Source organism: Intrasporangium sp. Soil_C_50, assembly GCF_057656595.1.
In genome coordinates this window covers 125080-141483 of the sequence record NZ_JBDGKB010000009.1, presented here as the reverse complement: position 1 = coordinate 141483, position 16404 = coordinate 125080, and the positions used below count along the sequence as shown (strand labels likewise).

Here is a 16404-nt window from a genome sequence, read left to right as displayed (position 1 = left end):
CAAGCATCAGACACACACCATCAACCACACCCACCATCGCGGGCCCGGCCTCCGGGGCAACCCTTCAAACTTACCCGTTCGCTTCGTCCCGGTCAACTCGGGCGGCGCTCCGTCGGAGCAGCTGCTCGAGCCCCTCCGGACTGGCTCGGGGCTTGGTGGACGGACGACCATCACGTGGTCGTGGACCCACCGGATGTCTGCCCCGGGACCGGCCTGCTTCGCGACCGATTCACTCGATCGCCGTGGCGTCCGTTCCTCCCTGTCGGGCTGACGAAGAGAACAGTAGCCCGGCCCCCGCGGGAAACACAAATCCCGGCCCCCGAGGACGCAGGACGGCCGGATCCCGTTGCATCACAACGGAACCCGGCCGTTCAGGTGCCTAAAGAGCCCCCCGAAGCGCGTCGGCGAGCCTCCCGACATGCACGGAGGACGTCAGCCCGAGCGTCGCGCCGCCGCCAGGTTCCGGCGGCCGCGCTTGAGGACGGCGACCTCACCGTGCAGGAAGTCGCCCTCGCCGAGCACGAGCTCGGGATCGGTGACCTTGGCGTTGTTGAGCGAGGCTCCGCCGTCGGCGATCGCACGTCGGGCCGCGTTGCGCGACTCCACGAGGCCGACCGCCACCAGGGCATCCACGAACGACCCGCCGACCGCGACGTCGGCGCCCGGCAGCTCGGAGGTCGCGTCCTTGAGGGTCGAGGCGTCGAGCACGCCGAGATCGCCCTTGCCGAACAGGGCCTCGGAGGCAGCCTGCACCGCCTCGGTCGCCGCAGCGCCGTGCACGAGCGTCGTGACGTCGGCGGCCAGCGTGCGCTGCGCCGCCCGACGGAACGGCTCCTCGGCCACCTGCCGCTCGAGCTCGCCGATCTCCTCGCGGGACCGGTCGGAGAGCGCCTTGAGCATGCCGACGACCGACGCGTCCTCGACGTTGAGGAAGTACTGGTAGAAGGCGTAGGGGCTCGTCATGTCGGCGCTGAGCCACACGGCGTTGCCCTCCGACTTGCCGAACTTGCGACCGGTCGAATCGACGAGCAGCGGGGTCGCCAGGGCGTGCACCGAGCGCCCCTCGACCCGGTGCACGAGGTCGACACCGGCGGTGATGTTGCCCCACTGGTCGCTGCCACCGATCTGGAGCACGCAGCCCCGGCTGCGGTACAGCTCGAGGTAGTCGAGCGCCTGGAGCATCTGGTAGCTGAACTCGGTGTACGAGATGCCCTGGTCGCTCTCGAGGCGCCGCGCCACGGCCTCCTTGCGGATCATCTGGTTGACCCGGAAGTGCCGGCCGACGTCGCGCAGGAAGTCGAGGGCGCTCATCGGCGCCGTCCAGTCGAGGTTGTTGACGAGCACGGCCGGGTTGTCGCCCTCGAAGTCGAGCAGCGGCCCCACGAGCTGCTGGATGCGCGCCACCGCCGCGGCGATCGTGTCCTTGTCCTGCAGGACTCGTTCGGAGTCGGGCTTCGGGTCTCCGATGAGTCCCGTCGACCCGCCGACCAGGCAGATGACGTGGTGCCCGGCCGCCTGCATCCGCCGCATGACGGACAGCTGGACGAAGTTGCCGAAGTGCAGCGAGGGCGCGCTCGGGTCGAAACCGCAATACAGCGTGATCGGCCCGTCGGCGAGTGCCTCGCGCAGCGCCGCCTCGTCGGTGGTCTGCGCCACCAGGCCGCGCCACTGCAGCTCGTCGAAGATGTCGGTCACGGGTATCGGTTCCTCTCGGTCGGACATCGGCCGGCATCAGCCGGCCATGGGCCCGGTGCCCACGCGCACAGCCTGCCCTACGCCCACCTGCGGGGGCCAACGGGTTGCCGCTCGTCCCACATCACGGCCGGCGCCGCCGAACCACGCCCGGGCGGTACGCCGACACCGTCGGCTCGCCGTCGAGCCAGAACCGCCACGGGAACACCGAACCGTCGCCACCCGCCCCGCTCACCCCGACGCGCGGCCCGGTGCGCACGTGGGCGGCGTCGGGCGCAGTGACCGGCGCGCGCACGACGAGGTCCACGGGGTCGCCGATCGGAGGGCGGCAGAAGTCGCGGCCGGTCTCGGACGAACCGAGCGCGAGCACCTGACCCAGCCGGCCGGGACCGCGGGCCCAGTCGCGCTCCCGCTGCCCGACGCGTCGGGCCGCGGCGACGTCGTGGCCGTCGACGACCTCCCCACCTCGCAGCAGCACTGCCGACGCATTTCCCTCGTCGCCCGCGACGAGGTTGGCGCACCAGTGGTGGCCGTAGGTGAAGTACACGTAGAGGAACCCGGCAGGGCCGAACATGACGCGGGTGCGCGGCGTCGGGCCCCGGAACGCGTGCGAACCGGGGTCGACCTCACCCGCGTAGGCCTCGACCTCGGTGAGACGCAGCGTCACGCCCCCGTGCGTCACCGTGCACCCGAGCAGGTCGGGGGCCACCTCGAGGACGGGGCGGGCGAAGAACGAGCGGGGCAGCCGCTCCCCCGCCGACGGGTCTGGCCCGCGACGGCGCGTCGGGGCTGCGGGCTCGGTCACTGGTCAGACGCTAGCGGCCGTCCACTCGCGCCAGGCGGCCAGGCGCCCGCGAGCGGCCTCGAGCTGCTCGGCGACACGGACCGGAGCCGTGCCTCCGGCGGCGTCACGGGAGGCGAGCGAGCCCTCGACCGACAGCACCGACCGGACGCCCGGCGTCAGGTGCTCGCTGATCGCCGCGAAGTCGTCGTCGGTGAGGTCCCACAGCTCGATGTCGCGCGACTCGCAGACCCGCACGCACTCCCCCGCCACCTCGTGGGCGATGCGGAACGGCACGCCCTCGCGGACGAGCCACTCGGCGACGTCGGTGGCGAGCGCGAAGCCCTGCGGCGCGAGGGACTCGAGACGGTCGGTGTGGAAGGTCAGGGTGGAGACCATGCCCGAGAACGCCGGCAGCAGCACCTCGAGGGTGTCGACGGCGTCGAAGACCGGCTCCTTGTCCTCCTGCAGGTCGCGGTTGTACGCGAGCGGCAGGGCCTTGAGCGTCGTGAGCAGCCCGGCGAGGTCGCCGACGAGGCGACCGGCCTTGCCCCGGGCGAGCTCGGCGACGTCAGGGTTCTTCTTCTGCGGCATGATGCTCGACCCCGTCGAGTACGCGTCGTGCAGGGTGACGAACGAGAACTCCTTCGTCGCCCAGATGACGACCTCCTCGGCGATCCGGGAGATGTCGACGGCAGTCATGGCCGCGACGAAGGCGAACTCGGCGACGAAGTCGCGCGAGGCGGTGCCGTCGATGGAGTTCTCGACGGCACGGCTGAAGCCGAGGTCCCGGGCGACGGCCTCGGGGTCCAGGCCCAGCGAGGAGCCGGCGAGGGCCCCCGACCCGTAGGGCGAGGCGTCGGTGCGGGCGTCCCAGTCGCGGAGCCGGTCGACGTCGCGCAGCAGCGCCCACGCGTGCGCGAGCAGGTGGTGGCCGAGCAGGACGGGCTGCGCGTGCTGCAGGTGGGTGCGACCCGGCATCGGCACGCCGTGGTGGCGCTCGGCCTGCGTCACGAGCGCGTCGACGACGTCAAGGACGAGGCCACCGACGACGCGCGCGTGCTCGCGCAAGTACATCCGGAAGAGCGTGGCAACCTGGTCGTTGCGGGAGCGACCGGCGCGCAGCCGCCCGCCGAGGTCGGTGCCGACCCGGTCGATGAGGCCGCGCTCGAGGGCCGTGTGCACGTCCTCGTCGTCCTCGGCCGGCACGAAGGCGCCGGAAAGGACGTCGGCCTCGAGCCGGTCCAGGCCCTCGAGCATGCCGGCGAGGTGCTCGTCGGAGAGCAGCCCAGCGGCGGCGAGCACGCGGGCGTGGGCGCGTGAGCCGGCGATGTCGTGGGGTGCGAGGCGCCAGTCGAAGTGCGTGCTCTTGCTCAGGGCGGCGAGCGCCTGGTCGGGGCCGCCGCTGAACCGGCCGCCCCAGAGGCTGACGCGGCCCTGGCCGGCCTCGCCCTGTTCGACGCCGTCCGGCGTGGTGGGGGTGGCGTCGGTCGGCATCGGGTCCTCCTGGGATGTGGGGGGAGCAGTTCGGTCGAGGCTGCGCGGGCGTCAGTCGCGGGTGCCGGCGAGCGCGAGGAGCCGGTCGGCGACCGCGACGGCGCGCTCGGCCCCGTCGGTGACGATCATGATCGTGTCGTCGCCGGCGATGGTGCCGACGACGTCGGGGTCGCGCGTCTGGTCGATGGCCGACGCGAGGTAGTTGGCGGCACCGGGCGGGGTGCGCAGGACGACGAGCTGGCCGGCGGCCGTGGCCGAGACGAGGAGCTCCTCGCACGTGCGACGCAGCCGGGCCGACGAGGAGTCGCCGAGCGAACCGACGGCGGCGACCTCGCCGCCCTCCCCCGGCACCGCGTACACGAGGGCGCGGTCGCGGCGGACCTTGACCGCACCGACCTCGACGAGGTCGCGCGACAGCGTTGCCTGGGTCACGTCGATGCCGTCGGCGACGAGCAGGTCGGCGAGCTCGCCCTGGCTGTGCACGGGGTGCTGGCCGAGCAGCTCGACGATGCGGCGCTGGCGCTGGGTGCGGCTCACTGCGTGCCCTCTTCGGCCGCGCGGGCGGCCACCAGGATCCCGGGGAGGTCGTCGAGGAACTGCTGCAGCTCGGCCTCGCCGATGACGAGGGGCGGGGCGAGGCGCAGCGCCGTCGGGGTGACCGCGTTGACGATGTAGCCGGCCTCGCGGGCGGCGGCCATCGCGGCGGTCGCGGAGACGCCGTCGAGCTCGATCGCGCGCAGCAGCCCGCGGCCGCGCGTGCCGCTGACACCCGGCACGTCCACGGCATCGAGGAGGGCCCCGACGCGTCGGACGTTGCCGAGCAGGTCGTCGCGCTCGATGGTGTCGAGCACGGCCAGCCCGGCCGCGCAGGCGAGCGGGTTGCCACCGAAGGTCGTGCCGTGCTGGCCGGCCGAGAGCATCGCGGTGACGTCGCTGCCGAACGTCACGAGGGCGCCGATCGGGACGCCACCACCGAGGCCCTTGGCGAGCGTCATGGCGTCGGGCACGATGCCCGAGCGCTGGTGGGCGAACCAGTCGCCGGTGCGGCCGATGCCGCTCTGGATCTCGTCGAGGACCAGCAGCGCACCGTGCGCGGACGTCAGCTCGCGAGCCAGGCGCAGGTAGTCGTCGGACAGCTCACGCACACCGGCCTCACCCTGCACCGGCTCGAGGACGACCGCGGCCGTGTGCTCGTCGACGACGCCACGCAGGGCGTCGGCGTCGCCCGCCGGCACGAAGACGACCTCGGGGATGAGCGGCTCGAACGGGGCCCGGTAGGCCTCCTTGTGCGTCAGCGCGAGCGCCCCGGTGGACCGGCCGTGGAACGCGCCCTCGAGCGCGACGATGCGGGTGCGTCCGGTGCGGCGCGACAGCTTGATCGCGGCCTCGGTGGCCTCGGTGCCCGAGTTGGCGAAGAAGACGCCGGAGCCCTGGGGTGCCTTGGCGACCTGCAGAAGGCGCTCGGCGAGAAGGATGGCCGGCTCGGAGGTGAAGAAGTTGGAGACGTGGATCGCCTGCTCGGCCTGCTTGGCGACGGCCTGCACGAGCGCCGGGTGGCCGTGGCCGAGCGCGTTGACGGCGATGCCCGAGAGCAGGTCGAGGTAGCAGTTGCCGTCGACGTCGGTGACCCAGCAGCCGTGGCCCGAGGCCAGGACGAGCTGCGGCGCACCGAAGACCTGGACGAAGGACCCGGCGTACCGGTCGAGCAGCTCGCGGCCGGTCGCGTGGGCGGCGGCGGGGGTGCCGGTGGTCATGACGGGCTCCCGTCTGTCTCGGCGCGCTCGGGCGTCGAGCGGATGTCGGGCAGGACCATGGTGCCGATGCCCTCGTCGGTGAAGATCTCGAGCAGGATGGAGTGCGGCGCCCGCCCGTCGACGACGTGCGTCTGCGGCACGCCGCCCTCGACGGCGCGGATGCACGCCTCGAGCTTGGGGACCATGCCGGCGTCGACGCGGCTCAGCAGCTCGCGCGCCGCCGTGAGGTCGATCGTCGACAGCAGCGAGCTGCGGTCGGGCCAGTTGGCGTAGATCCCCTCGACGTCGGTGAGCACGACGAGCTTCTCGGCCTGCAGCGCCACGGCGATCGCGGCCGCCGCCGAGTCGGCGTTGACATTGAGCACCTGGCCGTCGACGTCGAGGTCGGGGGCCACCGTCGAGACGACGGGCACGCGGCCGGCGTCGAGGATGTCGAGGATCGCCGAGGGGTTGACGCTCTCGACGTCACCGACGAGGCCGAGGTCGACCTCCTCGCCGTCGACGAGCGTGCTGCGACGGCGCGCCCCGAGCAGCGACGCGTCCTCCCCGGACAGGCCCACTGCGATCGGGCCGTGCTGGTTGAGCAGCCCGACGAGCTCGCGCCCGACCTGACCGGTGAGGACCATCCGGACGACGTCCATGACCTCGGGCGTCGTGACGCGCAGGCCGCCGCGGAACTCGCTCTCGAGACCGACGCGGTCGAGCATCGCCTTGATCTGCGGGCCGCCGCCGTGGACGACGACGGGTCGCAGGCCGGCGTACCGGAGGAAGGCGATGTCCTCGGCGAAGGCCTTCTTCAGGCCCTCGTCGACCATGGCGTTGCCGCCGTACTTGACGACGACGAGCGCGCCGCGGAACCGCTCGAGCCACGGCAGGGCCTCGACGAGCGTCGCGGCCTTGCCGGCGGCGACGCGGATCGCGGCGGCGTCGATGAGCCCGCGCACGTTGCGCTGGGTCGGGTGGACGGGGCTGGTCCGGGTCATGTGCTGTAGGCCGAGTTCTCGTGGACGTAGTCGTGCGTGAGGTCGTTGGTCCACACCGTCGCGGTCTCGGACCCGGCGTGGAGGTCGACGAGCACGTGGACCTCGCGGTCGGTGAGGTCGACGAGCGAGCGGTCCTCGCCGACGCCGCCGGCGCGGCACACCTGGACGCCGTTCATCGCGACGTCGAGTCCGGCCGGGTCGAACGCGGCGTGCGTCGTGCCGACGGCGGCGAGCACCCGGCCCCAGTTGGGGTCGTTGCCGAAGACGGCGCACTTGAAGAGGTTGTTGCGCGCGACGGCCCGGGCCACCTCGAGGGCGTCGTCGACCGACGCCGCGTTCCGCACCTCGATGGCGATGTCGTGGCTCGCGCCCTCGGCGTCGCCGATGAGCTGGCGGGCCAGGTCGGCGCTCACCGCGGTGAGCGCGTCGGTCAGGGTGGCGGCGTCGACGCGGACGCCGGAGGCACCGGAGGCGAGGACGACGACGGTGTCGTTCGTCGACATGCAGGCGTCGGAGTCGATGCGGTCGAAGGAGACGCCCGTCGCGGCGCGCAGGGCGGCGTCGAGGTCGGAAGGCTCGACGACGGCGTCGGTCGTGAGGACGACGAGCATCGTCGCGAGGGCCGGGGCCAGCATGCCGGCGCCCTTGGCCATCCCGGAGACGCTCCAGCCCTCCCCCACGTGCGTCGCGACCTTGCGGACGGTGTCGGTGGTCATGATCGCGACGGCGGCGTCGCCGTGGCCGTGGGGGCTCAGCGCGGACGCAGCGGCGTCGACGCCGGCGAGCAGCCGCTCCATCGGGAGCAGCTCGCCGATGAGCCCGGTGGAGCAGACGACGACGTCGCCCGCCGAGGCCCCGACGACCTCGGCGACGTGCTCGGCGGTGCGGTGGGTGTCGAGGAAGCCCTGGGCACCGGTGCAGGCGTTGGCGCCGCCGGAGTTGAGGACGACCGCGTCGACGCGTCGGTCGGCGACGACCTGGCGCGACCACGTGACGGGCGCCGCCTCGACGCGGTTGCTCGTGAAGACGGCGGCGGCGTGGTGGTCGGGCCCGTCGTTGACGACGAGCGCGACGTCGGGGCGACCGCTGGCCTTGAGTCCCGCGGTGACGCCGGCGGCGCGGAAGCCCTTCGGCAGGTGGACGGCGGGCTGCGGGGCTGCGGCGGTCACGGGGCCACCCCCGCGACGGGCAGGCCGAGCGTCTCCTCGAGGCCGAGAGCGAGGTTGGCGCACTGGACGGCTGCGCCGGCAGTGCCCTTGGTGAGGTTGTCGACAGCCGACACGACGACGACGCGTCCGAGGCGCTCGTCGACCGCCACCTGCACCAGGACGTTGTTGCTGCCGACGACGCTGCCGGTGGAGGGCCAGCTGCCCTCGGGCAGGACGTGCACGAACGGCTCGGACGCGTAGGCCTTCTCCCACGCCTCGCGGACCGCGGCCGGGTCGGTGCCGGGCACGAGCCGGGCCGTGCACGTGGCGAGGATGCCGCGCGGCATCGGCGCCAGCGTCGGGGTGAAGGAGACGGTGACCGGCGAGCCGCCCGCACGACCGAGGTTCTGCTCGATCTCGGGGGTGTGCCGGTGCCCGCCGCCGACGCCGTAGGGCGACATCGCGCCCATGACCTCGGCGCCGAGCAGGTGCGGCTTGAGCGACTTGCCCGCCCCCGAGGTGCCCGACGCCGCGACGACGACGACGTCGTCCGGCTCGAGGACGCCGGCCGCGAAGCCGGGTGCGAGGGCCAGGGAGATGCCGGTCGGGTAGCAGCCGGGGACGGCGATGCGCGTCGCGCCGGCGAGGGCGGCGCGCTGGGTCCCGGCCGCGAGCGGCAGCTCGGGCAGGCCGTAGGGCCACGACCCGGCGTGCGGCGTGTCGTAGAAGGTGGTCCACGCGTCGGCCGACTCGAGCCGGAAGTCGGCGCCGCAGTCGATGACGACGACGTCGTCCGGGAGCGCGGCGACGATGGCGGCCGAGTGGCCGTGCGGCAGGGCGAGGAAGACGACGTCGTGGCCGGTGAGGGTCTCGGGCGTCGTCGGCTCGAGCACGCGGTCCGCGAGGGGGGTCAGGTGCGGGTGAACGCCCCCGAGCCGTTCACCCGCACTGCTGGCCGCCGTGACGGCCCCGACCTCGATCTGCGGGTGGGCGAGCAGCAGCCGGAGGATCTCTCCTCCGGCGTAGCCGCTCGCTCCCGCCACTGCTGCCCTGGTCACGATGCATGACTATACACCGCGGTGCATACTTCTGCATGCGGCCCTCACGGCGCGGTCGCGCCGCGTCTCAGCGCTGGACGGCCCCCGTGGCCTCGGCCGCCGACGCCACCGCGGCGTCGCGGAAGGCGTTGACCTCGTCGGTCGTCAGCGTCCGGTCGGCGGCGCGGAAGGTGAGCCGGTACGCGAGGGACCGGTGCCCGGCCTCGACGCGCTCGCCCTCGTACACGTCGAAGAGCGTGATCGACTCGAGGGCCTCCCCCGCCCCGGCCCGCAGCGCCCGCTCGACGTCGGCGGCCGCGACGCCACTCGCGACGAGCAGCGCGACGTCGGTGAGGGCCGGCGGGAAGGTCGAGAACGACGCTGCCTGCACCGGCTCCTCGCTCGCGGCGATGAGCACGTCGACGTCGAACTCGGCCGCGACGGTACGTGCCGGGAGGTCTAGCGACGCGAGCACCTTCGGGTGCAGCTCGCCGGCGTGGCCGACGAGCGTGCCGTCGGGGAGGCTGATGCGGGCGCACCGGCCGGGGTGCCACGGCGCGTGGTCGGCATCGGCCGCCACGGTGACCGGCACGGCAAGCGCCGACGCGACCGCCTGGACCGCCGCGACCATGTCGCTCCAGTCGGCGGCCCGGCCCGGTCCCCACCACCCGGCGGGCTCGGCCTGGCCGGTGGCCACGACGGCTGCCCGGCGCGGCTGGGGCGGCACCGCCGCGTAGAGGTCCTCGAGGGTTGCGTCGTCGGGACGCGCGCCGACGCCGGGCACCGGCGCCTTGGCGAGCGGGCCGCCGGGGCGGAACACGAGGCCGAGCTCGTAGAGCGCGACGTCCTTGTGGCCGCGCGCCAGGTTGCGGCGCAGGACGTCGACGAGGCTGGCGAGCACCGTGGTGCGCAGCAGCGGACGCTCCTCGGACAGCGGGTTCGCGACGCGGACCGCCTGCCGGCGGTCGTCGTCGGCGGGCAGCCCGAGCTGGTCGGAGAGCTCCTCGCCGACGAACGGGTAGCTGAGCACCTCGGTGTAGCCGGCGCCGGCCAGCGCGTCGGCGACGAGCCGCCGGGTGCGCTGGGCGTGCGTCAGGCCGCGGCCCTGCGAGGGCGTCGGCGTGATCGAGGGGATGTTGTTGTACCCGTCGATCCGCGCGACCTCCTCGGCGTAGTCGGGCGCGTCGACGAGGTCGGGGCGCCACGACGGCGGCGTCACGAGGACGTGCCCGGCGTCGGTGCCCGGCCCCTGCTCGTCGACGGTGCAGCCGAGGTCGCGCAGGATCTGCACGACCCGCTCCCGCGGGTAGTCGATGCCGATGATGCGGCCCGGCTCGGTGAGGTCGAGCAGGTACGCGTCGCGGTCGGTCGTGGCGTCGAGGTCGGTGACACCGGGGTCGACGGTGCCCCCGCCGAACTCGACGAGCAGGTCGACCGCGAGCTGGGCCGCCGCGGCCGTGACCTTGGGGTCGACGCCGCGCTCGAAACGCTTGGACGCCTCGGTGACGAGGCGGTGCCGGCGCGAGGAGCGGGCGACCGTCGTCGGGTCGAAGTGCGCCGCCTCGACGAGGACGTCGGTGGTGGCGTCGTCGACCTCGGAGGACGCGCCACCCATGACACCCGCGATGGCGAGCGGCCGCTCGCCGGAGTCGGTGATGAGCAGGTCTTCGGTGGACAGCGTGCGCTCGACGTCGTCGAGGGTCGTCAGCGACTCCCCCGCCCGCGCGCGGCGCACGACGACGGGGCCGCCGAGCTTTGCGAGGTCGTAGGCGTGCAGCGGCTGTCCGACGGCGAGCATGACGTAGTTCGTCACGTCGACGGCGAGGGAGATCGGGCGCATACCCATCTGCGTCAGGCGCTTCTGCATCCACGGTGGCGACGGACGCGTGGGGTCGATGCCTCGCACGACGCGCGCCACGAACCGGTCGCAGCCGACGACGCCCTCGAGCGGCTCGTCGTCCTCGACGCGGATCGGGTGGCCCGCGTCGTTGCCCTCCGGCACGTCGATGGCTGCGGGGTCACGGTAGCCACCGGCCGGGCTGCCCTGGCTGTGCCAGTACTCGCGGGCCAGGCCACGGACCGAGAAGCAGTACCCGCGGTCGGGGGTCACGTTGGTCTCGACGGTCTCCTCGGCGAGGCCGAGCAGGGCGATGGCGTCGTCACCCGGCCGCACCTCTGCGGCCTTCTCGGCGCCGAGCAGCCGCTCGAGGACGATGATGCCGCTGTGGTCGTGCCCGATGCCGAGCTCGTCCTCGGCGCAGATCATGCCGTTGGACACGTGCCCGTACGTCTTGCGCGCGGCGATGTGGAAGCCGCCGGGCAGCGTCGCCCCCGGCAGCACGACGACGACGAGGTCGCCGACCGCGAAGTTGTCGGCGCCGCAGACGATCTCCTGGTGCTTGCCCTCGGAGACCATCTGGCCGTGCTGGCCGACGTCGACGGTGCACCAGCGGATCGTCTTGCCGTTCTTCTGCGGCTCCTCGACGAACTCGAGGACGCGCCCGACGACGAGCGGGCCGGTGATGTCGCCGCCGTGGAGGTCCTCCTCCTCGAGGCCGACGCCGACGAGACCGGCCGCGACGTCGGCGCCGGTGGCGCCCGCGGGCAGGTCGGTGTACTCGGCGAGCCAGGTCAGTGGCATGCGCATCGGGTCAGGCCCCCATTCCGAACTGCTGCGAGAAGCGGACGTCGCCCTCGACCATCTCGTGCATGCCCTGCACCCCGTGGCGCAGCATGAGCGCGCGCTCGATGCCGAGGCCGAAGGCGAACCCCGAGTAGACGTCGGGGTCGATGCCGCACGTGCGCAGCACCTTGCGGTTGACCATGCCCGAGCCACCGAGCTCGATCCAGCCCGAGCCGCCGCACGTGCGGCACTGCTCCGGCGTGCCCCACGTCTCGGCCCCGTGGCACGCGAAGCAGAGGAAGTCGGTCTCCATGCTCGGCTCGGTGAAGGGGAAGTAGTTGGCGCGCACCCGGGTGCGGGTGTCCTCGCCGAACATGATGCGCACGAACGCGTCGAGCGCGCCGCGCAGGTGGGCCATCGTCAGGCCCCTGTCGATGGCGAGGCACTCGATCTGGTGGAAGACCGGCGTGTGCGTGGCGTCGAGGTCGTCGGTGCGGAACACCTTGCCCGGGGCGACGATGTAGATCGGCGGCTCCTTCTCGAGCATCGTGCGGATCTGCACCGGGGAGGTCTGGGTGCGCAGCACGAGACCCGAGTCGACCGGGTCGAGGAAGAAGGTGTCCTGCATCTGCCGGGCCGGGTGGTCCGGACCGAGGTTGAGGGCATCGAAGTTGAGCCACTCGCTCTCGAGCTCGGGCCCCTCGGCGACCTCCCAGCCCATCCCGACGAAGGCGTCGACGAGGCGCTGGGCGGTCAGCTCGATGGGGTGGCGCGAGCCGAGCGGCCGGCGGGCCACCGGGACCGTGACGTCGACGCGCTCCTCGACGAGGATGCGCTCGTCGCGCTCGGCCTCGAGCTGCACCTGCCGCGCGGCGACGGCCTGCCCGACGCGTCCCCGCGCCTGCCCGACGCGCTTGCCGGCCTCGGCCTTGGCGCTCGGGGGCAGGGCGCCGATCTCGCGGTTGGCCAGGGCGAGGGCGCTCTTCTCACCCTGGTGGGCGGTGCGCACGGCCTTGAGGTCGTCGAGCGAGGTGGCCGCGGCGATCGCGGCGAGGGCCTCCTCGACGGCGGCGTCGATCTGTGCCGGGTCGAGGGCGGAGACCTCGACCGGGTCGTAGTTCGTGTTGGGTCCGGACATCGGCGTGCGTGGCTGCTCTCGCTCGGGTGCGGGTCGGTTCTGGGCTGCCAGTCTAGGGGCGGCGTCGAACCGGTTTCCGCGACGTCCGGCCGACCTGCCTGGCTGCGGCGTCAGGGGCCGACGACCGCCGGCAGTCCCGCCGGCAGGCGCACGACGAACCGGGCACCGCCGGCATCGCTGTCGGAGACGTGGACCGTGCCGCCGTGTGCCTCGACGAGGCCGCGCACGACGTAGAGCCCCAGGCCGGTGCTCGCGTTCGACGGGCCGTGCCAGAAGCGGCCGAACACCTTGTCGCGATCGGCGGGCGCGATGCCCTCCCCCTCGTCGTCGACGTGGATGACGACGGACTCGACGCCCGATGCGTCCCGCGCGCCCTCGGGCGCCCCGTCGCGGTCGAGGGTCACGATGACCGGGCCGGAGCCGTGCTGGAGGGCGTTCTCGATGAGGTTGAAGAAGATCTGCTCGAGGCGGTCGGTGTCGGCCCACATCTCGGGCAGACCCCGCGCGCTGGCCGCCGGGCCGAGCCGCAGCGCCACGGCGCCCGGTGCGCGTCCGACCTCGTACCGGGCCACGTGGCCGCGCAGTACCGCCTGGAGGTCGACCGGGCCGAGCCGCAGGTTGAGGCTGTCGGAGTCGAGGCGCGAGATGTCGAGCAGCTCGGTGATGAGGCGGGTCAGGCGCGTCGCGTCGGACTCGATGGTCTCGATCATGAGGCGCTTCTGCTCGTCGGTGAACCGGTCCCACCGGCGCAGCAGGCTGCTCGTGAAGCCGGTGACCGACGTCAACGGCGCGCGCAGCTCGTGGGCGACGGTCGACAGCACGGTCGCCTGCTCGCGCTCGGCGCGCTGGCGGGCCTCGGCGTCGCGCAGCCCGAGCAGGATCCGTTCGATGCCGCCGTCCGCGCCACGGACGTACCGGGCCGTGACGAGGACGTCCTGGCCCGCAGGGGCGACGAGCAGCTTCTCGCGGTGGCCGGGGCTCGAGGCGAGGCCGCCCCAGGGGTCGGTGTGCTCCCACCACGGCCGGCCGTACTTGTCCGTGAAGGGCAGTCCCTCGTCGAGGGGCCGGCCGACGAGCTCGTCGGGCGTGCACGTCAGGATGCGCGCCGCCTCGGCGTTGACGAAGCGGATGCACCGGTCGGGCCCGACGACCACGAGGCCGTCCGGCAGCAGCTCGCCCATCATCGCCACCGGGGCCGTGGCGTCCGCGGACCGGGGCAGGTGGTCGCCGGAACCGTCGACGCGGGTCATGGGAGCGAGGATAGTCACGCCCGGGGCGACCGTGCCCCTCCGGACCCGTGCCGAGATGCCGGGTCAGCGCCCGGTGCGGCGCGCCTCGGCGGACGCGTAGAGGCACACGGTGGCAGCCATGGCGAGGTTGAGCGACTCGGCGGCGCCGTAGATCGGCACCCGGACGACGTCGTCGCAGGCGCTGCGGATCTCGGCGGGCAGGCCCCACGCCTCGTTGCCCATGACCCACGCGTGCGTGCGGTGCAGGTCGGCGTCGTGCAGCAGCGTCGTGCCGGCGCCGTCGGCGGCGAGCAGGGCGACGCCGCGGGAGCGCAGCGCCTCCAGGATCTCCGGCACGGGGACGCCGACGGCGACCGGCAGGTGCCACAGCGAGCCGACGGTCGAGCGGACGACCTTCGCGTTGTAGACGTCGACGCTGGCGTCGCTGACGACGACGGCGTCGGCACCGGCGGCGTCGGCACCCCGGATGACGGTGCCGGCGTTGCCGGGGTCGCGCACGTTGGTGAGGACGCAGACGAAGCCGCCGTCGGGGACCCGGTCGAGCGCCTCGTCCAGAGAGACGTCGACGGTCTGGCAGACGGCGGCCAGGCCCTGGGGCGACTCGGTGTCGCACATGGCGGCGAGCACCTCGGGGCTCACCTCGTGGACCCACAGGTCGGTCGCGCGGGCGGCCGCGACGATGTCCTCGTGCCGCTGCGCCGCCTCCGGCGTGACGTAGACGTCGCGGACGGCGTCGGGCCGGTGGGCGACGGCCTCGCGGACCGCCTGGGGACCCTCGGCCAGGAACTGGCCGGTGCGTTCACGCACGGAGCGCCGGGACAACGCCCGGACCGCCTTGACCCGATCGGATCGGGTGTTGGTCAGCACGGGGTGTCCCGGCGCTCGGGTGCGCTGCGGGTGACGCTCAGGCGGCGTCGCCGGCCTTGTCGGCCGTAGCGGGGACGTTGGCCCGCGAGAGCTCGACGAGGGTGGCGAAGGCCGGCGCGTCGTTGACGGCGAGGTCCGCGAGGATCTTGCGGTCGACCTCGACACCGGCGGCCTTGAGGCCCTGCATGAACCGGTTGTAGGTCATGCCGTTGGCGCGGGCCGCGGCGTTGATGCGCTGGATCCAGAGGCGACGGAAGTCACCCTTCTTGGCGCGACGGTCACGGTAGGCGTAGCCCAGCGAGTGGGTGACCTGCTCCTTGGCCTTGCGGTAGAGACGCGACCGCTGACCGCGGTAACCGCTCGCGCGCTCGAGAACGACGCGACGCTTCTTCTGGGCGTTGACCGCCCGCTTCACGCGTGCCACGTGAACACTCCTTCTTTACTGAAACACACTGAGGTGTTGCTGGCCCGACCGAGACGTCCCGGCTGCTCAGCGGATGCTGTGGGGGTCTCGGCTCACTTGCCGAGGAGCTTCTTGACCTTCTTGGCGTCCGGGGCGGAGACCTGGACGTCGTTCGCGATGGAACGCATCTTCTTGCTCGACTTGTGCTCGAGCAGGTGGCGGCCGCCGGCCTGCTCGCGCATGACCTTGCCGGTGCCCGTGAGGCGGAAACGCTTCTTCGCACCGCTGTGCGTCTTCATCTTCGGCATGGTGGCCGATCTCCTTCGTGTTGCGTGCGTACGTGAGGCGTACGTCGTCCGTGGTGCGGCGGGCTCGGGGAGCCCGCCGGGGAGTCCGGACCGCCGGTCACTCGGCGGCGGCGGTCTCGGTGGTCGGTTCGGAGGTGTGCTCGGGGGTGTGCTCGGTCGTCTGCTCGCCGGCCTGCTCGGCCTGCGGAGCGACCTCACCCTCGGCGCCGGCCGGGGTGGTGGTGCGGGCCCGGCGCTGCTCGGCGCGGGCCTCGGCCTTCTTCTTCGTCGGCCCGATCACCATGATCATGTTGCGGCCGTCCTGCTTCGGCGCCGACTCGACGTAGCCGAGCTCGGCGATGTCGTCGGCGAGACGCTCGAGCAGGCGACGGCCGAGCTCGGGACGGCTCTGCTCGCGACCGCGGAACATGATCGTCACCTTGACCTTGTCACCGGCCTTGAGGAACCGCTCGACGTGGCCCTTCTTCGTGCCGTAGTCGTGCGGGTCGATCTTCGGGCGGAGCTTGATCTCCTTGATGACCGTGTTGACCTGGTTCTTGCGGGCTTCCCGTGCCTTCATGGCGGCTTCGTACTTGAACTTGCCGAAGTCCATGAGCTTGGCGACCGGCGGCTTGGCCATGGGGGCCACCTCGACGAGGTCGAGGTTCGCCTCCTCGGCCAGACGCAGCGCGTCCTCGACGCGCACGATGCCGACCTGCTCACCGTTGGGGCCAACCAAACGCACTTCCGGGACCCGGATGCGCTCGTTGATGCGAGGCTCGCTGATGTGGTGCTCCTAAGTTCGATGACTGGTGTGACCTGCAGGAACTGCTCTGCCGGTTCCTGACCCCGAACGAGAAAAGGCTCCTCGTGAGTGCACGAGGAGCCCTGGGTTCACGCGGTCGGTGTCGTCGCCGACGCCGCACGCGGCTCGCCGGTGCCCA

General features: G+C 73.0%; 15 protein-coding genes. All 15 read right to left on the bottom strand.

What is annotated here, in order from left to right; genetic code table 11:
- Nucleotides 1-432: 432 nt before the first annotated feature.
- The 15 genes from tyrS to infC all read right to left on the bottom strand — a co-directional run bounded on the left by tyrS (nucleotide 433) and on the right by infC (nucleotide 16247).
- Nucleotides 433-1695 carry a tyrosine--tRNA ligase gene (tyrS, locus tag AC3A5R_RS17150; protein WP_487621969.1) on the bottom strand — a complete coding sequence of 421 codons (1263 nt, stop codon included), beginning with the start codon at nucleotides 1693-1695 and terminating at the stop codon, nucleotides 433-435.
- A 121-nt stretch (nucleotides 1696-1816) separates the two neighbouring features.
- Nucleotides 1817-2497, bottom strand: coding sequence for a DNA-3-methyladenine glycosylase (locus tag AC3A5R_RS17145; protein WP_487621968.1), 681 nt, complete (start codon nucleotides 2495-2497; stop codon nucleotides 1817-1819).
- 3 nt (nucleotides 2498-2500) lie between these two features.
- A complete protein-coding gene (gene argH, locus AC3A5R_RS17140) occupies nucleotides 2501-3970 on the bottom strand; it encodes an argininosuccinate lyase (RefSeq protein ID WP_487621967.1) in 1470 nt (489 codons plus the stop codon).
- A 51-nt stretch (nucleotides 3971-4021) separates the two neighbouring features.
- On the bottom strand, nucleotides 4022-4507 hold the full coding sequence (gene argR / locus AC3A5R_RS17135; RefSeq protein ID WP_487621966.1) for an arginine repressor: 486 nt from the start codon (nucleotides 4505-4507) through the stop codon (nucleotides 4022-4024).
- Nucleotides 4504-5724 (bottom strand): acetylornithine transaminase, encoded by a 1221-nt coding sequence (locus tag AC3A5R_RS17130; protein WP_487621965.1) that lies wholly within the window; start codon nucleotides 5722-5724, stop codon nucleotides 4504-4506. The genes argR and AC3A5R_RS17130 overlap by 4 nt, the downstream gene beginning before the upstream one ends.
- A complete protein-coding gene (argB, locus tag AC3A5R_RS17125; protein ID WP_487621964.1) occupies nucleotides 5721-6707 on the bottom strand; it encodes an acetylglutamate kinase in 987 nt (328 codons plus the stop codon). The genes AC3A5R_RS17130 and argB overlap by 4 nt, the downstream gene beginning before the upstream one ends.
- Entirely contained in the window at nucleotides 6704-7876 is a 1173-nt protein-coding gene (gene argJ, locus AC3A5R_RS17120; protein WP_487621963.1) for a bifunctional glutamate N-acetyltransferase/amino-acid acetyltransferase ArgJ, read from the bottom strand. The genes argB and argJ overlap by 4 nt, the downstream gene beginning before the upstream one ends.
- Nucleotides 7873-8913, bottom strand: coding sequence for an N-acetyl-gamma-glutamyl-phosphate reductase (gene argC / locus AC3A5R_RS17115; RefSeq protein ID WP_487621962.1), 1041 nt, complete (start codon nucleotides 8911-8913; stop codon nucleotides 7873-7875). The genes argJ and argC overlap by 4 nt, the downstream gene beginning before the upstream one ends.
- 67 nt (nucleotides 8914-8980) lie before the next feature.
- The gene (pheT, locus tag AC3A5R_RS17110; protein WP_487621961.1) at nucleotides 8981-11539 is read right to left on the bottom strand and encodes a phenylalanine--tRNA ligase subunit beta; all 2559 of its coding nucleotides are present in this window, start codon (nucleotides 11537-11539) and stop codon (nucleotides 8981-8983) included.
- Nucleotides 11540-11543: 4 nt separating this feature from the next.
- Complete coding sequence (pheS, locus tag AC3A5R_RS17105) at nucleotides 11544-12653, bottom strand: phenylalanine--tRNA ligase subunit alpha (protein ID WP_487621960.1); 1110 nt, start codon at nucleotides 12651-12653, stop codon at nucleotides 11544-11546.
- A gap of 110 nt (nucleotides 12654-12763) precedes the next feature.
- On the bottom strand, nucleotides 12764-13903 hold the full coding sequence (locus tag AC3A5R_RS17100; protein WP_487621959.1) for a sensor histidine kinase: 1140 nt from the start codon (nucleotides 13901-13903) through the stop codon (nucleotides 12764-12766).
- 63 nt (nucleotides 13904-13966) lie between these two features.
- Nucleotides 13967-14770, bottom strand: coding sequence for a TrmH family RNA methyltransferase (locus AC3A5R_RS17095; protein WP_487621958.1), 804 nt, complete (start codon nucleotides 14768-14770; stop codon nucleotides 13967-13969).
- A gap of 37 nt (nucleotides 14771-14807) precedes the next feature.
- Complete coding sequence (gene rplT / locus AC3A5R_RS17090; RefSeq protein WP_323101469.1) at nucleotides 14808-15194, bottom strand: 50S ribosomal protein L20; 387 nt, start codon at nucleotides 15192-15194, stop codon at nucleotides 14808-14810.
- Nucleotides 15195-15286: 92 nt separating this feature from the next.
- The gene (gene rpmI / locus AC3A5R_RS17085; protein WP_323101470.1) at nucleotides 15287-15481 is read right to left on the bottom strand and encodes a 50S ribosomal protein L35; all 195 of its coding nucleotides are present in this window, start codon (nucleotides 15479-15481) and stop codon (nucleotides 15287-15289) included.
- A 97-nt stretch (nucleotides 15482-15578) separates the two neighbouring features.
- Complete coding sequence (gene infC, locus AC3A5R_RS17080) at nucleotides 15579-16247, bottom strand: translation initiation factor IF-3 (protein ID WP_487621972.1); 669 nt, start codon at nucleotides 16245-16247, stop codon at nucleotides 15579-15581.
- Nucleotides 16248-16404 lie beyond the last annotated feature (157 nt).